This window comes from Sphingobacterium sp. (genome assembly GCF_032065005.1).
Lineage (GTDB): Bacteria > Bacteroidota > Bacteroidia > Sphingobacteriales > Sphingobacteriaceae > Sphingobacterium.
On the sequence record NZ_DAMBMM010000001.1, the window covers coordinates 432374 to 448473 of the forward strand.

The following is a 16100-nucleotide window of genomic DNA, read 5'->3' on the forward strand; positions in this document are numbered from 1 at the left end:
CCAAATATAATTTAGTAACCATTCTAGTAAATTTTTTTTGAAATTATGAAACTTCTAAAACCCTTGGCATTAGCATTTTTATTGCCTTTTGCAACAGAAATGGCTAGTGCATATGTGCCCACAAACTTCAATCCAGAAGCGAAAGTCATCTTGATGAATGACTCGTTGAAATGGGACACTAAATTGCCATTTGATAAAGATGTTATTAAAGGCAAGTTAGCAAATGGATTTCAATACTATATACGCAAAAACTCGGAACCGGAAAAACGGGTGACCATGTACTTGGCGATGAAAGTCGGTTCCATCCTGGAAAATGAAAAGGAACTGGGTTTGGCGCACTTTATGGAGCACATGAACTTTAATGGTCTTAAACATTTTCCTAAGAATGATCTGATCGATTATTTGCAAAAAGCAGGGGTCCGTTTTGGTTCAGACTTGAATGCCTATACCAGTTTTGATGAAACCGTTTATCAACTTCCTATTCCTTCAGATGATCCTGAATTGTTAAAAAATGGATTACAGGTAATGCGTGATTGGGCGCAGGATGCCTTATTGGAAACCGACGAGATCAATAAGGAACGTGGTGTAATCATGGAAGAGATGCGTGGTGGTAGAGGCGCTCAGCAGCGTATGCGTGATCAGTACATCAAGGTGATGTTAAATGGCTCGCGCTATGCAGATCGCCTTCCAATTGGAACGGAGCAGGTGATCATGAACTTTGATCCCGAAGTAATCCGTAATTTCCATGCTGAATGGTACCGTCCTGATCTGCAATCCTTGATTATAGTAGGTGATGTAGATCCTCAGCAGATGGAAGCTGAAGTGAAAAGATTGTTCTCGGATATGAAGGTTCCAAAGACCATCAAACCGCGTACAGAATACAAGGTTGATCTATTAAACAAGAACCAATTCATTAAGGTAACGGATCCAGAAATGACCTATACCGTTGGTCAGATCATGATCAAGCACCCAGAGGAAAAAGTAAGTACAGTCAAAGACTATAGAAGAGAATTATTGAAGGATGTCTTCAACCAAATGATCAATGCCCGGTATAGTGAATTGAGCCAATCTGCTAATCCTCCTTTCATTCAAGGTGGTGTAGATATCTCGGGATTCCTTGGCGGATTGGATAATTTAGGTGCATTTTTCGTTTCTAAACCTGGACAGTTCGAAGAAGGATTTAAAGCAGTTGTCAGAGAATTGGACCGTTTCCAAAGGTTTGGATTTACCGAAACTGAATTTAAACGTGCTGTCAGCTCGATTGCAAAAAACAACGAAACTTCTTATGTGGAGCGCGATAAAAGAAAGTCTGATAGCTATGTAAATGCTTATCTAAACCATTTCTTGAAGGATGGTCCGGCATTGAGCAATGAGGATCGCTATGAAATCACGAAACAATTATTGCCGACATTGACCCTAAAAGAGGTTGAAGCTGTTGGAAAGGAATTCTATAAGGATATTAACCGAGATGTTTTGATCTTGGCTCCGGATGCAGAGAAAGACAAACTTCCTGAAGAAGCCGCTGTAAATTCATGGTTTGCAGCTATCGAAAAGGAGGATCTAAAACCTTATGATGATAAGGTTTCTGATTTGCCAATGTTATCTAAAACGCCAGTTAAGGGTTCTATAAAATCTGAAAAATCTATCGACGGCATTGAAACCAAGGAATTGACCTTGAGCAATGGCGTTAAGGTTTTATTGAAACCAACGAAATTCAAGAATGATCAGATCATGATCTCTGCTTATAGCCCAGGTGGTACTTCTTTGTATTCAGATGCTGATTTTATGTCTGCAACTTTTGCTGGAAATTTAGTGAACAGTTCAGGTATCGGACAATTGAATACCGTGGAATTGCAAAAAAGCTTGACCGGCAAGGAAGTTAATATCAGTCCGTACATTACAGAACGTTCTGAAGGGTTGAGAGGTGCTACAGACAAGGAAAGTTTGAAAACTGCCTTCGAAATGGTCTATGGATACTTTACCGAGCCTAGAATTGAGGATGATGTGTTCCAAAGTACCATTAGCAAGCAAAAGGACATGATGGCAAACCGTGAAAACGATCCAAACTTCGTTTACAGTGATGCTATACAGCGTACGCTTTATGGAAATAGCATCCGTCGTGTTCCTTATGGTGTTAACGAACTTGATAAAGTGAACCAAGCAAGAGCGTTAGAGATCTATAAAGATAGATTTGCCGATGCTTCTGATTTTACTTTTGTGATTGTTGGTTCCTTCACTGAGGAAGAAATCAAACCATATTTAGAAGAATATGTTGCTTCATTGCCAACAACAAACCGTGATGAAAAGCCTAAGGACCTCAACCTTTATGAAAAAAATAAGGGAGTTGAGAAGATCGTAAATAAAGGTAAAGAGGCGAAGGCCATGGTTCGTTTGACCTTATATGGAGATTATACCTATAATGAGCAGGAGAACATCAATGCAAGCGCTGTGGAGACTATTCTAACCAATAAATTGATCGAGCGTCTTCGCGAGGAAGAAAGTGGTGTTTATGGAACTGGAGCAAGGTTCTCCTACAGTAAATTCCCTAAACCAAGATATTCCTTCCTGATCGTTTTTGGAACAAGTGTGGACAAATACCCTTCCTTGATCAATTCATCCATGGATGAGATCAAAAAGTTAAAAGCCAATGGTCCATCACAAGTTGATCTGGATAAGTTCAAGATTGAAGAAAAGCGTCAGTTGGAATTAAGCCTAAGGGAAAATGGTTTCTGGGCAAGTGAAATACTTGGTTCAGTTCAGAATCAAACGGATCCAACCAATGTTACCCGTTATCTGGAAGAACTAGATAAAGTAACCGTGGAGTCTGTCAAAGAAGCCGCAAATAAGTACCTGAAAGAAGAAGACTTCTATAAGTTTATTCTCCTTCCGGATGCCACAAAATAAAAACAATAGCCCCCGCCAAAAACGGGGGCTTTTTTTTAGACAATATATGGATTTGAACCAGGATGAAAGGGATTGGAGGATAGACCAAGATCATGGAATGAACCAGGATGGAAGGGATTGGAGGATAGACCAAGATCATGGAATGAACCAGGATGGAAGGGATTGGAGGATAGACCAAGATCATGAAATGAACCAGGATTGAAGGGATTGGAGGATGGGCCAGGATTACAGCGATAGGGGTTAGAAAGGTGTCAGAATTGGTAAGGGCATGCATACGCCTGTTTCAATTGAAATTTAACTGTCGTATAGAACCCTATCAGGGTTCCTTTATTTTAGCTAACATGGCACGCTAGCCTGGAGGTAGCGCAAAAACGCTGTTCGATTAATCGAACAGCGTTTTTGCATTAACCCTATATTGTTGGATACCATTGCTAAAATAATTATGCCCTTCCAAGGCAGTATGCCGCAAAAAAGATATTTTTCTGAAAATTAAACATGGGATTGCTTAGCTAGAAACATAGTTCTAACCAACTTGTCATTGATAAGCACGAAAATTCTCAGAATAAACACAACATATTTCTCTTTGAAATTTAATGTTAGGCAATTTGGCGTACAGTTCCTCAATCGGAGATTGACGATGACAGTTTTTTTTTAAAGAACCGTACAGATTCTTCACTAATCGTTCAGAATTGGGAGTAGGCTATGATGATTGCTATTATCTTGGTCCATCCTCTCATCCTCTTGGGCTGCGATTGCCGAGCGAAGTCGAGGGGAAGTCGAAGCCCATCCTGGTTCAAAATATTGTCTAATGTCTATTCCCGCTACTTCTCCTTCATCTTCACGTATTTATGTGAATAGCAATCAAAGCAGTCTTCTTGAAGGACAAGGGTGCTATCTTGTCGGGAAACAAATACCTTATGTGGGGATTCATTGAGCAGCCAGCTGTCCTTGTTATTGAGCATAGACTTGGTCAGGATGAGTTTATAGGGCAGGGTGGAAGTCAGTTCACCGTTTTCATAATAGTACACGCTGTCTTTTGTTATTTGCAGATGCTTGATCTCTCGAGTGGATTCGGGAGTCTTTGTGATTCCGGCAAATCCGCCTGAGGTCTCAATCCATTGCCAATTTCCCATTATTTTTGGAGGTTTTGTGCTGCTGCCTTGGTTGCTTGCGCAGGCAGCTAAAAGAGGGATGAAATATATAAAATTGAGCTTTTTCATAGATTTTGTTTTTAGCCATACTGTCTAAAATAAGTAAACGGTAAAATATTTCAATTGTTTTGATTAGATGGAATACCTCAATTTTTAGCTATGATTTGAACCTGAAAAATTATTTTGATAAAAAACCCATTTTTCATTAATCTTTTGACTGTTTCGATTGTCATAAAACATATATTTACATTTATTAACTGTTTGATAAAAATTATGAAATCACATTCTATTAAAATCATTGCTTTTTCATTATTCGTATTTATTTCGTGTTCAAAAGAAAATAATATTTCTATACAGGATGAAGAGCAGTATAAATTTGTTTCTATTGCTGTTGATGATAAAAATGATGAATTTTTGGTTGATGAGCTTAATGCAGACCAGATTTATCCAGGAAGGATATTCATTTTAAAAAGTCAACAAAATGGATTTGATTTGGATTATTTTGATGCGTATCAAAAGCAACCAATAAGTTTTCGTGTTTCTCAAATGAATCTTGCTTTCGAGAATGAAAAATTTGAAACTTTCAAGCAGTTTCAGGACCTTATGATAGAAAATAAAGATAGGGCGGTAAAATATTTGGAATCAACTGCTGGTTCTGGACTATATTTTAATGATTTCAATATGTTTAAGGGCTATTTTGTTAATGTGAAGGAAAGAGATCTATTCTATAAGGAGATGTTGGGTTACAAAGAAGTAAAGAACAGCGTATTTGGTTTTGATAAAAGTTTGACTGTAAACCCACGAATGGATTTGCCTGATCAAAATGAATTGATCTTGAAATCTGATTATGACAAAATAAAGGTAAATAATCCTGATCTGTATTATGTTAATTGGGTCTATTATGGTCTGGTTTCTTATTATGTCTTGCAGTCAGACTTTCCTCAAGCGGAATTTGTTAATGCATATGAAAAATGCGTAAGGGATATTAAATTATCTGCTCAAGAAATGAAAGTTTTAGATGAAACAAGATTCGTTGTTTATCATCGTAATAGCGGCATGAAAGAAACATTGATTGAGAAGGCGACAGGAGCTGAAAAAATTAATAGTTTATTTAAACGTTGGACAAAGATTAAAAAGGAAAGTATTTTGGAATTGAATTATCCATTATATTTTACAGCTGTAAAATTGGGTAGTTTCAGTAAATATTTTCAGGAGTATAAGTATGATTATATGACAAAGCAATTAGTTGTTAACTAATCCACATATAGGATTAAAAAAAAGCTCCAATGATTATTCATTGGAGCTTTTTTAATGTTTTGTTATGTTTATTCGAACCAAGCCAAGACTTCGTCTTTAGTTGGCATGGCAACGTCTAATTTCATTTTTTTACGCATTCCGCCCAAGTCATTGAAAACTTTGTTTGGGTTAGCTTCTTTGAGAAGTTCAATGGTCGTGAATCCCATTTTTTGAAGTACGGGAACCCATGCTTCAGGAATTCCTTGTTCTACATAATCAGCCGTTGAAGCTACTTTAGCAACTTTTTCGGGACGCATCTGTGGGAAGAACAGTACTTCTTGGATCGAAGGGTTGTTGGTCAGGAACATGATCAATCTGTCCATTCCTATTCCTAATCCTGAAGTAGGAGGCATACCGTATTCCAATGAACGCAAGAAATCCTGGTCAATGAACATGGCTTCGTCATCACCTTTCTCAGAAAGTTTTAATTGATGCTCGAAACGCTCTCTTTGATCAATAGGATCGTTAAGCTCAGAATATGCGTTGGCAATTTCCTTACCGCAGACCATCAGTTCAAAACGTTCTGTCAATTCTGGATTGTCTCTATGTTTTTTCGTCAATGGAGACATTTCGATAGGATAGTCGGTGATAAATGTAGGCTGGATAAAGTTTCCTTCACATTTCTCTCCGAAGATTTCATCGATCAATTTTCCTTTACCCATCGTGTCATTCACATCGATTCCCATGCCTTTTGCAGCTTGGCGGATTTCATCTTCCGATTTTCCTGTGATATCAAAGCCGGTGAATTGTTTGATCGCATCCGTCATGCTCACCCTAGGATAAGGAGCTTTGAAATCAACCTTATGTTCTCCAAAAGTGGCTTCTGTAGTGCCGTTTACCGCGATTGCACAGTGCTCTAATAGATTTTCTGTGAAATCCATCATCCAGTTGTAGTCTTTATAGGCTACATAGATTTCCATAGCGGTAAACTCCGGGTTATGTGTTCTGTCCATACCTTCATTTCTGAAGTTTTTGGAGAACTCATAGACACCATCAAAACCTCCAACGATCAATCTTTTCAGATAAAGTTCATTGGCGATACGCAAATACAATGGGATATCCAATGCATTGTGATGGGTAATGAATGGACGTGCAGCCGCTCCACCAGGGATTGCCTGTAAGATCGGAGTTTCTACTTCCATATATCCAGCGTTATTGAAGTATTCACGCATAGCGTTGAACAGCTTAGTACGCTTAACAAAAATCTCTTTATTTTGGGAGTTTACGATCAGGTCAACATAGCGCATTCTATAGCGTTGTTCTGGATCTGTAAAGGCATCAAACGTTTTCCCGTCTGCTTCCTTAACGATAGGAAGAGGTCTCAAAGCTTTGGTAAGCACCTTTAAGGTTTGGACGTGGATACTGATTTCTCCCGTTTGGGTAGTGAACACAAATCCAGTGATACCGATGATATCACCGATATCCAATAACTTTTTGAATACGGTATTATATAAGGTCTTGTCTTCGTCAGGGCAGATGTCATCACGTTTTACGTAAGCTTGAATACGTCCGGTCGAATCTTGAAGCTCCAGGAATGAGGCACTCCCCATCACACGGCGACTCATGATACGTCCGGCAAAACTGATGCTCTTATAGTTGATCTTATCTCTTTCGTAGTTTTCTAAAATATCTTCAGCCGTAGCATTTACTTTGAACTCTTCAGCAGGGAAGGGGTCAATGCCTAGGTCGATCAAGGCTTTCAGGTTTAGCCTTCTTTGTTGTTCTTGTTCAGATAATCCGATGCTCATTTTACGTACAACTTATAATGTTGTGCAAAAGTATGAAATTAGAACTATTTAATGATGCTTATGAAGAAAAAAGGCTTGTATTTGACGGGATTTGTTTACTTTTGTAATTCTGCTGATGAAAATCCTCGGAAATGTATTTGCTGATTCAAAGGCAAGTAGAACTTATCCACAGGTGTGGAAATGAATTTGTTTATGTTTTTTGTATTTGAATGAAAAATAAATTATCTTTGCACCTCAATTGTTGAATTATATAGTAATCATAAGATAAAATGAAAAAAGATTTGCATCCATCAAACTACAGATTAGTTGTATTTAAAGACATGTCTAATGACTACGCTTTCGTTACTAAATCTTGTGTTGATACAAAAGAAACTATTACTTGGGAAGATGGTAACGAGTACCCATTGGTAAAGTTAGAGATTTCTCACACATCACACCCATTCTACACTGGTAAGATGAAATTGGTTGATACAGCTGGACGTATTGATAAATTCCGTAGCCGTTACAACAAAAAGTAATATTCTTTACTATAAAGAAACTGATATTATCCCGATAAAGTTTATTTGTCGGGATTTTTTATGTACATTTATTTCATGTCGCTAACCATAGTTTTATTTGATAACGCGCACTGGCGTAAGCGTCTCTTTCCTTTTGCTTCAACCCGTCCGGTTGGCAATATCAGAACAGGTATTTGTACATTGAATGAAAAATGGGAGCATATTTTCCAATCTCCGGTAACTTATTTTACTGCTGATCATCTATCCGGAAAATACCCCTTTGAACATCAGGATTCTCCAGAATTTCTTTTTATCATGGCCAATGTCCTGCCTTCTGAAAGCTTGGTCAAAGAATTGAAAGCAATGGAAAAAGGAGATGTGCTGGTCGATGAAACTTCTTGGATCGCCATCAAGACCAGCGAACCTAGTCTGGACCTTGAAAACCTGTTTGAAAATTACAATCCCATCAAGTCATCTTCTGAAATACACTTTTTAAACTTTCTGGAAGATATATTCCTTCAAAATAAATCCCAATTACTTTTCGACTATAATCTATTGACCGCCGGGCGCCAATCTGCTGCCATCAGTGAGTCTAACATGGTATTTGGTTCTTGGATATTTATTGAAGAGGGGGCAATGGTCGAAGGAGTAAGCTTAAATAGCTTGGAAGGGCCTATTTATATAGGAAAGGATGCAAAGATTGAAGAAGGGGCGTTTTTGAAGGGTTATGTGGCTATTGGTGATGCTGCCAGGGTGAAGTCGGGAGCGAGGATATATCCAAATACCAGTATAGGTCCTGGAAGCACCGTTTGCGGAGAAATCAATAATTCGGTGATCTGGGGAAACAGTGCCAAAGGGCATGAAGGCTATTTAGGCTGCTCGGTAATCGGTGAGGGCTGTAACATAGGGGCCGGATCCTCCAATTCGAATCTGAAAAACAATTGGCAGTTTGTACGGTTGTTTGATTATGAGGATCTTAGCTACCGTGAAACCAGTGAATATAAGTGCGGATTATTTATGGGGGACTATGCGATGTGTGCCATAAATTCTTCATTTACAACAGGGTCCGTAATTGGCGTCGGCTCGCAGATTGCAATGTCAAAATTTATTCCCAAATTTGTGCCTGATTTCAGTTGGTTGACCGACAGAGAATCGACTGCTTATACTTTTGAGAAATTTATCAATATGATGGAGCGAAGGGAACAAATAACAGGTTCGGATAGTCTGCAAAGCAATCTCTCCATTTTCAAATATATATTTGATGATGTCAAATACCTACATGTGGAAAATCAATCTTAAACATATAATAAATACAAAACACTATGCGTAAAAATATTGTAGCTGGAAACTGGAAAATGAACATGGATTATGAGCAAGGAGTAAGCTTGTTCTCAGAAATCGTAAATATGGTGAAGGACGAGGTGATCGGAAACCAAGAAGTCGTTGTATGTAGCCCATTTATCCATTTGGCAGCAATTTCTAAATTAAGTGCTTCTACCAAGAATGTATCTATCGGTGCCCAAAACATTAGTCAGCACGAATCTGGTGCTTATACCGGTGAGATCTCTGCTTCACAGGTGAAATCAACTGGTGCTGAATACGTGATTTTGGGACACTCTGAACGCCGTGCTTATTTCGGTGAAACAGATGAACTTTTGGCAGAGAAAGTTGATGCCGCACTTAAGCATAATCTAAAGCCTATTTTCTGTATCGGTGAAACGAAGGATGAGCGTGAGTCGGGTTCTTATTTTGATGTGATCAAAACACAATTGAGCAAAGCCCTGTTCCACTTAGATGCAGAAGCTTTTAAAAACATCGTTTTGGCCTATGAACCGGTTTGGGCAATCGGAACCGGATTGACAGCAAGCCCTGAGCAAGCTCAAGAAGTCCATGCCTTTATCCGTAAAACTTTAGCTGATCAGTTTGGTCAAGAGGTTGCAGACAATACTAGCATTCTATATGGTGGTAGTGCTAACCCATCAAACGCACAGAGCCTTTTCTCTCAACCTGATATCGACGGTGGATTGATCGGTGGTGCATCATTGAAATCACGTGATTTCTTGCAAATTATTAACGTTTTTAACGCTTAAAATATGAAGTATACAGCAGTTGCTTTTACATCCTCCAATATGGAGGAATGGCAAAAGGATTTGCTTATAGCTGAATTGGCAAACCTTGGTTTTGATACTTTCGAGGATCAAGACCAAGGTTTTGTTGCCTATATTCCAGCTGCCAACCTGGATATCCAGGCTCTTGAGACTGTTTTGGTCGCCGAAACAGAAGGCTATGACATTTCCTACGAGGTTAAAGAATTGGAGAACAAGAACTGGAACCAAGTTTGGGAAAGCAATTTTAGTCCTATTGTAGTCGATGATCAATGTTATGTTCGGGCTACTTTCCATGAGGATAAACCTGAATATCCGTATCAGATCATTATAGATCCGAAAATGTCCTTTGGAACGGGCCATCATCAAACTACCTCCATGATGCTTTCGTACATCCTGGAAAACGATTTTGATGGGAAGGCTGTTTTAGATATGGGCTGCGGAACTGGGATCCTGGCGATTCTGGCTTCTAAAAGAGGAGCATCGAATATTCTTGCCGTTGATTTTGACCCTATCTGTGTGGAAAGTGTTTTGGAAAACAAGCTACTGAACCATGTAGACAATATTGAAGCTAAATTGGGCTCTAAAGAGGCAATAGAAGGCAAGAAATTTAATACTATATTGGCAAACATCAATAGGAACATCTTGTTGGATCAATTTGATGTATATTTTGCTGATCTTGAAAATTCTGGAGAGTTGTACATCTCCGGTTTTTATGATGGCGAGGATTTAGATATCTTAAGGGACAAAGCAGAAAGCTTAGGTTTTCAATTTGTAGAAAAAAAAGTGCTGGATACCTGGTGTGCAGCCAAATTCATTAAAGCAAACTAAATGCGCATTCATTTTATTGCCATAGGCGGAAGTATCATGCATAATTTAGCTATTAATTTAGCTGAACAAGGCCATCAAGTAACCGGCTCTGATGATCAAATCGTAGAGCCTTCGAAGTCTCAACTTCGTGAGGCTGGTTTGTTGCCGAAAGAGCTTGGTTGGTTCCCGGAAAAGATTACAGAGGATATTGATGCTGTAATTTTGGGGATGCATGCCGATGAAAACAACCCTGAACTACAAAAAGCCAAGGATTTAGGGATCAAGATCTATTCCTTCCCCGAATTTGTCTATGAACAGAGTGCCGAGAAAACACGTGTTGTCATCGCCGGTACGTATGGTAAAACAACAATTACCAGTATGATCATGCATGTCCTGAAAAAACTGGGACGAAATTTCGATTATCTGGTAGGGGCGCAGTTGGAAGGCTTTGATGACCTTCTGCAATTGAATCCTGAAAATAATTTAATGATTATTGAAGGGGATGAATATTATGCTTCAGCAGTTAATAAACAATCAAAATTCTTAAAATATAAGCCCAATATAGCCTTGATCAGTGGCATTGATTGGGATCACTTTAAAACCGTTATCACGGAAGAAGAATATTTTAAGCAGTTTGAGGACTTTATACGCACGATTGTGCCCAAAGGCACGCTAATATATAACAAGGACGATAAAAACACCAGAGAATTGGTCGAAAAGACCATGGATATCAAAATAAATCGCCATGGTTATAAATTGCCAGAATATACCATTAATAAAGGCGTCACATACATCCATGTCGGCGATGAAAATATACCTCTAAAAGTTTTCGGAAAGCATAATCTATCCAATATTGCTGGGGCTTTCACGGTTTGTGAGTGGCTAGGAGTGAAGCGAGATGAGTTTTATGGCGCAATCCAGGATTTTAAGAGCTCTATCCGATATCTTGAATTTGTCGCCAGCCAGAACGGAAGCGTAGTTTACCAGGACTTTGCACATACTCCAAGTAAATTGCGGTCCAGTATCCATGCCGTTAAGGAACAATTCCCAAATCAGGCATTGGTAACTGTCATTGAATTAAATGCCTACGACAGTCTTGACTCTGAGTTTATTACGGAATACGCAAATTCGATGAATGAATCGGATTTCGCTGTCGTATTCGTTAATACATCACTTATAAAGGAAAAAAATATTGCTTTAGATAACTTAATTTGGCGTTTAACTGAAGCTTTTAACCATCCTTCCTTCCATGTAATCACGCAAATGTCTGATTTAGAGGATTTTTTGGAGACTTTTAAGTCTAATGGTTATAATTTGCTGTTTATGAGTTCAAACAACTACAATGGGGTAAATATGAGTAGTTTTGCAGATAAATTTTTGAGAAATTTTTAACATTCTTTCTGAATTTTTTTAAATTTTTAATAATGGGATTTTGAAATTTACTTTATTTGTTTAAATTTGATAATTACTTAATAAATAAATATTTTACATTTTACCCATGAATGCATTAGGAAAAAAAATTAGATTACTTAGACATCAAAAAGGATGGAGTCAGGAGGATGTAGCAAAAAGGCTAGATATTTCGATTCCCGCTTTTTCTAAGATTGAAACTGGAATTACTGATGTCAATTTATCGAGATTAAACCAAATTTCTAAATTGTTTGGACTATCTCTTGTACAATTGTTGTCTACTTCAGACCCTGAAGAAGACAAACAAATTCAGAATGAAGTAAACGAGCTTCAAAAGCGTCTTCAAGCACGCGAAGTTGAAGTTATCGATTTGCAAAAAAAGGTAATTGACTTATACGAACAATTACATAAGAAATAACAAAATTATTTCTAAAGGAAAAAGCCTTGTACATTGCGTGCTAGGCTTTTTTTTATTTTCAGTGAAAAAATATTAAACAAAAAAAATGCGCAATTTTACTTGCGCATCCCTATTGTTAAATCATAAAGTCTCTTATTATCCTAAATATGATTTTAGGATCTTGCTTCTAGAGGTGTGTCTCAGACGCTGTAACGCCTTATCTTTAATTTGACGCACACGCTCTCTAGTCAAGCTGAATTTCTCTCCAATCTCTTCCAATGACAATTGATGGTTTGAACCTAATCCGAAGAACAATACAATGATTTCTCTTTCGCGCTCTGTTAAAGTAGCCAACGATCTTTTGATTTCTTCCGATAATGACTCATCGATTAATGAACTGTCAGTGTCAGGGTCGCTGTTTTCCAAAACGTCCAATAGGGTGTTTTCTTCACCTTGTACAAACGGTGCATCCATAGATACGTGACGTCCAGAATTACTTAATGTATCCGAAACTTTGTCAACCGTGGTTTCCAAAATATCCGCTAATTCTTCTGGAGATGGTTCACGCTCATATTCTTGCTCCAATTTTGAAAAGGCCTTGCTGATTTTGCTTAAGGACCCTACTTGGTTCAATGGTAAACGAACGATACGAGATTGCTCAGCAATTGCCTGTAAAATTGATTGACGAATCCACCAAACTGCATAAGAAATAAACTTAAACCCTTTTGTTTCATCGAATCTCTTTGCTGCTTTTATTAAGCCTAAGTTCCCTTCGTTGATCAAGTCCCCTAAGGTCAAACCTTGATTCTGGTATTGTTTTGCAACGGATACTACGAAACGTAAGTTGGTTTTTGTTAATTTCTCCAAAGCAACCTGATCACCTTCACGAATTCTTTGAGCTAGAATAACCTCTTCTTCTGCCGAAATTAAATCTACCTTGCCGATTTCATGCAAATACTTGTCTAGTGATTGCGATTCACGGTTGGTGATGGATTGTGTAATTTTGAGCTGTCTCATCTAAATAAATAAACCTTTCTTTTCTGAAATGTTTGCAAACATAACGAATTTATCCCAATTATTTCTAATCTTATTGTAATTTATTAACTCATTATGAGTTAGTTATCTGTGGTGAGTTGATGTTATACTAACATCAAAAATCATTCCAAAAACCTGTTAATCTCGCCGATTTACAAGTATTTAACACACATTTAACTAATTTTTCTTGCGTATTTCATTTTCCTTTTTCTCGATATAAAACAAATCGAAACATGATTTGTTTTCATCAATAATATTATTCAAAAGCAAAAATAGATCTGTTATGCCTATAATTGTTCATTTAGACGAAATCATGTCTCAGAGAAAAATGTCTCTGAATGAATTGAGCGCAAAAGTTGGTATTACACTTTCCAACCTTTCCATTATTAAAAACCAAAAGGCTAAAGCCATACGAATCAGTACGTTGGATTCGATTTGCAAAGCCTTAGATTGTCAGCCTGGTGATATATTTAAGTATGTAGAAGATTAATCTGTCAATTTGTCCACGCGAAAGCCCCTAAGAAAATCACTAACTAACATTCTCTTCTTTCCTTCAATTTGTACTTCAGTAAGTTTTAGATAACCATCTCCAGTTGCAAATTTCAAACTTGTTTTTCCGTCCGATTGGTAAGAACCAGGTAAATCATGCTGTGCTGTAATTTCTTTTTCAGCTGAATAAATCTTTAAGACCTTGCCATCTAAATGGGTAAAGGCTGCTGGATATGGACTCAGCCCCCTAATTAAATTATAAACTTCTTCTGTGCTTTTATTCCAGTCGATCAGGCAATCTTCCTTAAAGATTTTAGGAGCATGCTTTAATTCTGAATTCTCTCCTAAATCATCCTGTGGAATCGGGTTGATGTTTCCTGTTTTTATGGCATTTACGGTTTTGATCAGTAATTCTGCTCCGGCAACCATCAATTTGTCATGAAGGTCTCCGGCATTATCAGTTTCGGAAATTGGGACTTCTGTCGAATATAGGATGTTTCCAGTATCGATTTCATGTTGCAAAAGGAATGTCGTGACACCAGAACTTTTTTCACCGTTTATAATTACGTGATTAATTGGAGCTGCTCCTCGATAATTTGGCAGTAATGATGCGTGTACATTGATTGTCCCCTTCGCTGGCATGTTCCAGACCAATTCAGGCAACATTCTGAAAGCGACCACCACTTGCAAATCGGCACGGTAAGATTTTAATTCTTCCAAAAATTTGGGGTCTTTTAATTTTTGGGGTTGAAGAACTGGGATATTTTGTGAAACCGCAAATTGCTTTACAGCTGATTCATGGATTTTCTGACCTCTTCCCGCAGGCTTATCAGGACCCGTAACTACAGCAACAACTTCTTCACCCGCATCGATCAATGCTTTCAAGGAAGCAACTGCAAAGTCTGGGGTGCCCATAAATATAATACGCATATATGAATAAATTACCTTAAGGATGCTTAGACATCCTTATTGTTGGACGACAAATTTTATTAACTTTGCGAAGTTACAAATTTAATTTAAGCTTGAATTTTCCATATTTCTTAGCCAAGAGGATCACACTTGAAGGAAACCGTACGTTTTCCAAATTAATCGTGCGCGTCACTATTGGGGCTTTGGCCTTGGCTATAATGGCTATTATTCTTGCTGTGGCAATCCTTAATGGGTTCAAAAGCGAAATTACGGAAAAACAAAGGGGCTTTTTTGGCGATATCATTATCCTCAAGAATGAACAAAATGACTCCTATGTCAATTCCCCAATTTCAATGGACGAAAAGCAATTAGCTCGAATCAAACAAAACCCCAATGTTTTAGAGGTTTATCCTTTTGCTACCAAAGCTGGCATCATGAATGTGAAGGGTGAGGTGGAAGGTGTCCTGATGAAAGGGATCGATAAAGACTATGATCAAGACTTTCTGTCCAAAACAATCCTTGAAGGCGATACCATAAACTTTTCTGCCGATGATGCCGATAATCAACTCTTGATTTCTTCCTTGATGGCCAATAGGCTCCATCTGAAAGTTGGTGAAAGCTTTATCATGTACTTCATCCAAGAGCCAGTGAGGAAACGGAAATTTGTTGTCAAAGGAATCTTCTCAACCAACTCCGAGGAACTTGATAAAATTTATGTGATTGGTTCACTTCCTTTGATAAGAAGGTTGAACAATCTCGAGGATCATCAAGCTGGTGGTTACGAAGTCCGTGTTAAGGATTTTAACCAACTCTTTAATACTACGGATGAGCTTAACAATAATTTGGGCGTAAGTCTATATGCCACCAATGTTGTTATGCAAATGCAGGATATCTTCAATTGGCTGAATATGCTCGACATGAACGACAATATTATTTTTGTTCTAATGGTGGTGGTGGCAGTCATCAACATGATCTCAGCATTATTGATCTCCATTTTGGAAAGATCACCGATGATTGGGATGCTTAAGGCATTAGGGATGAGAAACACAAAGATCAGAACTGTATTTCTGTACAATTCATTATATCTCATAGGTTACGGACTTGTCCTTGGAAATCTGGTAGCCTTAGGTTTATACGCATTCCAGACCAGTACGCATTTCTTCAAGCTTGATCCAAGCATCTATTATGTTTCCTTTGTGCCCATGGAAATATCATGGATGGCAGTTTTATGGCTAAATGTTTCACTCATTGGCATTGCCCTGGTCACTTTGTTTATTCCATCTATGTTGATCTCGCGGATATCACCGATAAAGACCATACAATTCAAGTAACATTCTTGCCAAATTACT

At 38.0% G+C, this 16100-nt stretch carries 15 protein-coding genes; 11 read left to right on the forward strand and 4 right to left on the reverse strand.

The window, feature by feature from the left end:
- Positions 1–45 precede the first annotated feature (45 nt).
- Both RT138_RS01830 and RT138_RS01835 read left to right on the forward strand, forming a co-directional pair.
- Positions 46–2904 (forward strand): insulinase family protein, encoded by a 2859-nt coding sequence (locus RT138_RS01830; RefSeq protein ID WP_313189276.1) that lies wholly within the window; start codon positions 46–48, stop codon positions 2902–2904.
- Between the two features lie 46 nt (positions 2905–2950).
- Positions 2951–3106, forward strand: coding sequence for a hypothetical protein (locus tag RT138_RS01835; protein WP_313189277.1), 156 nt, complete (start codon positions 2951–2953; stop codon positions 3104–3106).
- 619 nt (positions 3107–3725) lie between these two features.
- Here the strand turns inward: RT138_RS01835 and RT138_RS01840 are convergent.
- Positions 3726–4124, reverse strand: a complete 399-nt coding sequence (locus tag RT138_RS01840; protein WP_313189278.1) for a hypothetical protein — start codon at positions 4122–4124, stop codon at positions 3726–3728.
- 204 nt (positions 4125–4328) lie between these two features.
- Here RT138_RS01840 and RT138_RS01845 point away from each other — a divergent pair, with 204 nt between their 5' ends.
- On the forward strand, positions 4329–5312 hold the full coding sequence (locus RT138_RS01845; protein ID WP_313189279.1) for a hypothetical protein: 984 nt from the start codon (positions 4329–4331) through the stop codon (positions 5310–5312).
- Between the two features lie 68 nt (positions 5313–5380).
- On the opposite strand, the gene lysS is transcribed toward RT138_RS01845, so the two are convergent.
- On the reverse strand, positions 5381–7099 hold the full coding sequence (gene lysS / locus RT138_RS01850) for a lysine--tRNA ligase (RefSeq protein ID WP_313189280.1): 1719 nt from the start codon (positions 7097–7099) through the stop codon (positions 5381–5383).
- Positions 7100–7368: 269 nt separating this feature from the next.
- On the opposite strand from lysS, the gene RT138_RS01855 reads away from it, so the two are divergent.
- From RT138_RS01855 to RT138_RS01880, 6 genes are all read left to right on the forward strand, one after another.
- Complete coding sequence (locus RT138_RS01855) at positions 7369–7617, forward strand: type B 50S ribosomal protein L31 (RefSeq protein WP_093096812.1); 249 nt, start codon at positions 7369–7371, stop codon at positions 7615–7617.
- Between the two features lie 75 nt (positions 7618–7692).
- Entirely contained in the window at positions 7693–8895 is a 1203-nt protein-coding gene (locus RT138_RS01860) for a putative sugar nucleotidyl transferase (protein WP_313189281.1), read from the forward strand.
- A 23-nt stretch (positions 8896–8918) separates the two neighbouring features.
- Positions 8919–9686, forward strand: a complete 768-nt coding sequence (gene tpiA, locus RT138_RS01865) for a triose-phosphate isomerase (protein WP_313189282.1) — start codon at positions 8919–8921, stop codon at positions 9684–9686.
- A 3-nt stretch (positions 9687–9689) separates the two neighbouring features.
- On the forward strand, positions 9690–10532 hold the full coding sequence (prmA, locus tag RT138_RS01870) for a 50S ribosomal protein L11 methyltransferase (RefSeq protein ID WP_313189283.1): 843 nt from the start codon (positions 9690–9692) through the stop codon (positions 10530–10532).
- Positions 10533–11903, forward strand: a complete 1371-nt coding sequence (murC, locus tag RT138_RS01875) for a Mur ligase family protein (RefSeq protein WP_313189284.1) — start codon at positions 10533–10535, stop codon at positions 11901–11903.
- 106 nt (positions 11904–12009) lie between these two features.
- Positions 12010–12339 carry a helix-turn-helix domain-containing protein gene (locus tag RT138_RS01880; protein ID WP_093096800.1) on the forward strand — a complete coding sequence of 110 codons (330 nt, stop codon included), beginning with the start codon at positions 12010–12012 and terminating at the stop codon, positions 12337–12339.
- Between the two features lie 135 nt (positions 12340–12474).
- Here RT138_RS01880 and RT138_RS01885 read toward each other — a convergent pair whose 3' ends face one another.
- Positions 12475–13335: an RNA polymerase sigma factor RpoD/SigA gene (locus RT138_RS01885; protein ID WP_093096797.1), complete on the reverse strand. Its 861-nt coding sequence runs from the start codon at positions 13333–13335 to the stop codon at positions 12475–12477.
- A gap of 301 nt (positions 13336–13636) precedes the next feature.
- Here RT138_RS01885 and RT138_RS01890 point away from each other — a divergent pair, with 301 nt between their 5' ends.
- Positions 13637–13843 (forward strand): helix-turn-helix transcriptional regulator, encoded by a 207-nt coding sequence (locus RT138_RS01890; protein WP_313189285.1) that lies wholly within the window; start codon positions 13637–13639, stop codon positions 13841–13843.
- Here the strand turns inward: RT138_RS01890 and fmt are convergent.
- Positions 13840–14772, reverse strand: a complete 933-nt coding sequence (fmt, locus tag RT138_RS01895; RefSeq protein WP_313189286.1) for a methionyl-tRNA formyltransferase — start codon at positions 14770–14772, stop codon at positions 13840–13842. The two genes, RT138_RS01890 and fmt, sit on opposite strands and share 4 nt — an antisense overlap.
- A 92-nt stretch (positions 14773–14864) precedes the next feature.
- Between fmt and RT138_RS01900 the strand changes: the two genes are divergently transcribed.
- A complete protein-coding gene (locus tag RT138_RS01900) occupies positions 14865–16082 on the forward strand; it encodes an ABC transporter permease (protein WP_313189287.1) in 1218 nt (405 codons plus the stop codon).
- Positions 16083–16100: the final 18 nt, after the last annotated feature.

Bases quoted from the DNA above. Each gene is read 5' to 3' on its own strand.
- RT138_RS01835 (WP_313189277.1), top strand. From the start codon at position 2,951: ATGGATTTGAACCAGGATGAAAGGGATTGGAGGATAGACCAAGATCAT.
- lysS (WP_313189280.1), bottom strand. From the start codon at position 7,099: ATGAGCATCGGATTATCTGAACAAGAACAACAAAGAAGGCTAAACCTG.
- RT138_RS01830 (WP_313189276.1), top strand. From the start codon at position 46: ATGAAACTTCTAAAACCCTTGGCATTAGCATTTTTATTGCCTTTTGCA.
- RT138_RS01845 (WP_313189279.1), top strand. From the start codon at position 4,329: ATGAAATCACATTCTATTAAAATCATTGCTTTTTCATTATTCGTATTT.
- prmA (WP_313189283.1), top strand. From the start codon at position 9,690: ATGAAGTATACAGCAGTTGCTTTTACATCCTCCAATATGGAGGAATGG.
- RT138_RS01840 (WP_313189278.1), bottom strand. From the start codon at position 4,124: ATGAAAAAGCTCAATTTTATATATTTCATCCCTCTTTTAGCTGCCTGC.
- RT138_RS01890 (WP_313189285.1), top strand. From the start codon at position 13,637: ATGCCTATAATTGTTCATTTAGACGAAATCATGTCTCAGAGAAAAATG.
- RT138_RS01855 (WP_093096812.1), top strand. From the start codon at position 7,369: ATGAAAAAAGATTTGCATCCATCAAACTACAGATTAGTTGTATTTAAA.
- RT138_RS01885 (WP_093096797.1), bottom strand. From the start codon at position 13,335: ATGAGACAGCTCAAAATTACACAATCCATCACCAACCGTGAATCGCAA.
- tpiA (WP_313189282.1), top strand. From the start codon at position 8,919: ATGCGTAAAAATATTGTAGCTGGAAACTGGAAAATGAACATGGATTAT.
- fmt (WP_313189286.1), bottom strand. From the start codon at position 14,772: ATGCGTATTATATTTATGGGCACCCCAGACTTTGCAGTTGCTTCCTTG.
- RT138_RS01860 (WP_313189281.1), top strand. From the start codon at position 7,693: ATGTCGCTAACCATAGTTTTATTTGATAACGCGCACTGGCGTAAGCGT.
- RT138_RS01880 (WP_093096800.1), top strand. From the start codon at position 12,010: ATGAATGCATTAGGAAAAAAAATTAGATTACTTAGACATCAAAAAGGA.
- murC (WP_313189284.1), top strand. From the start codon at position 10,533: ATGCGCATTCATTTTATTGCCATAGGCGGAAGTATCATGCATAATTTA.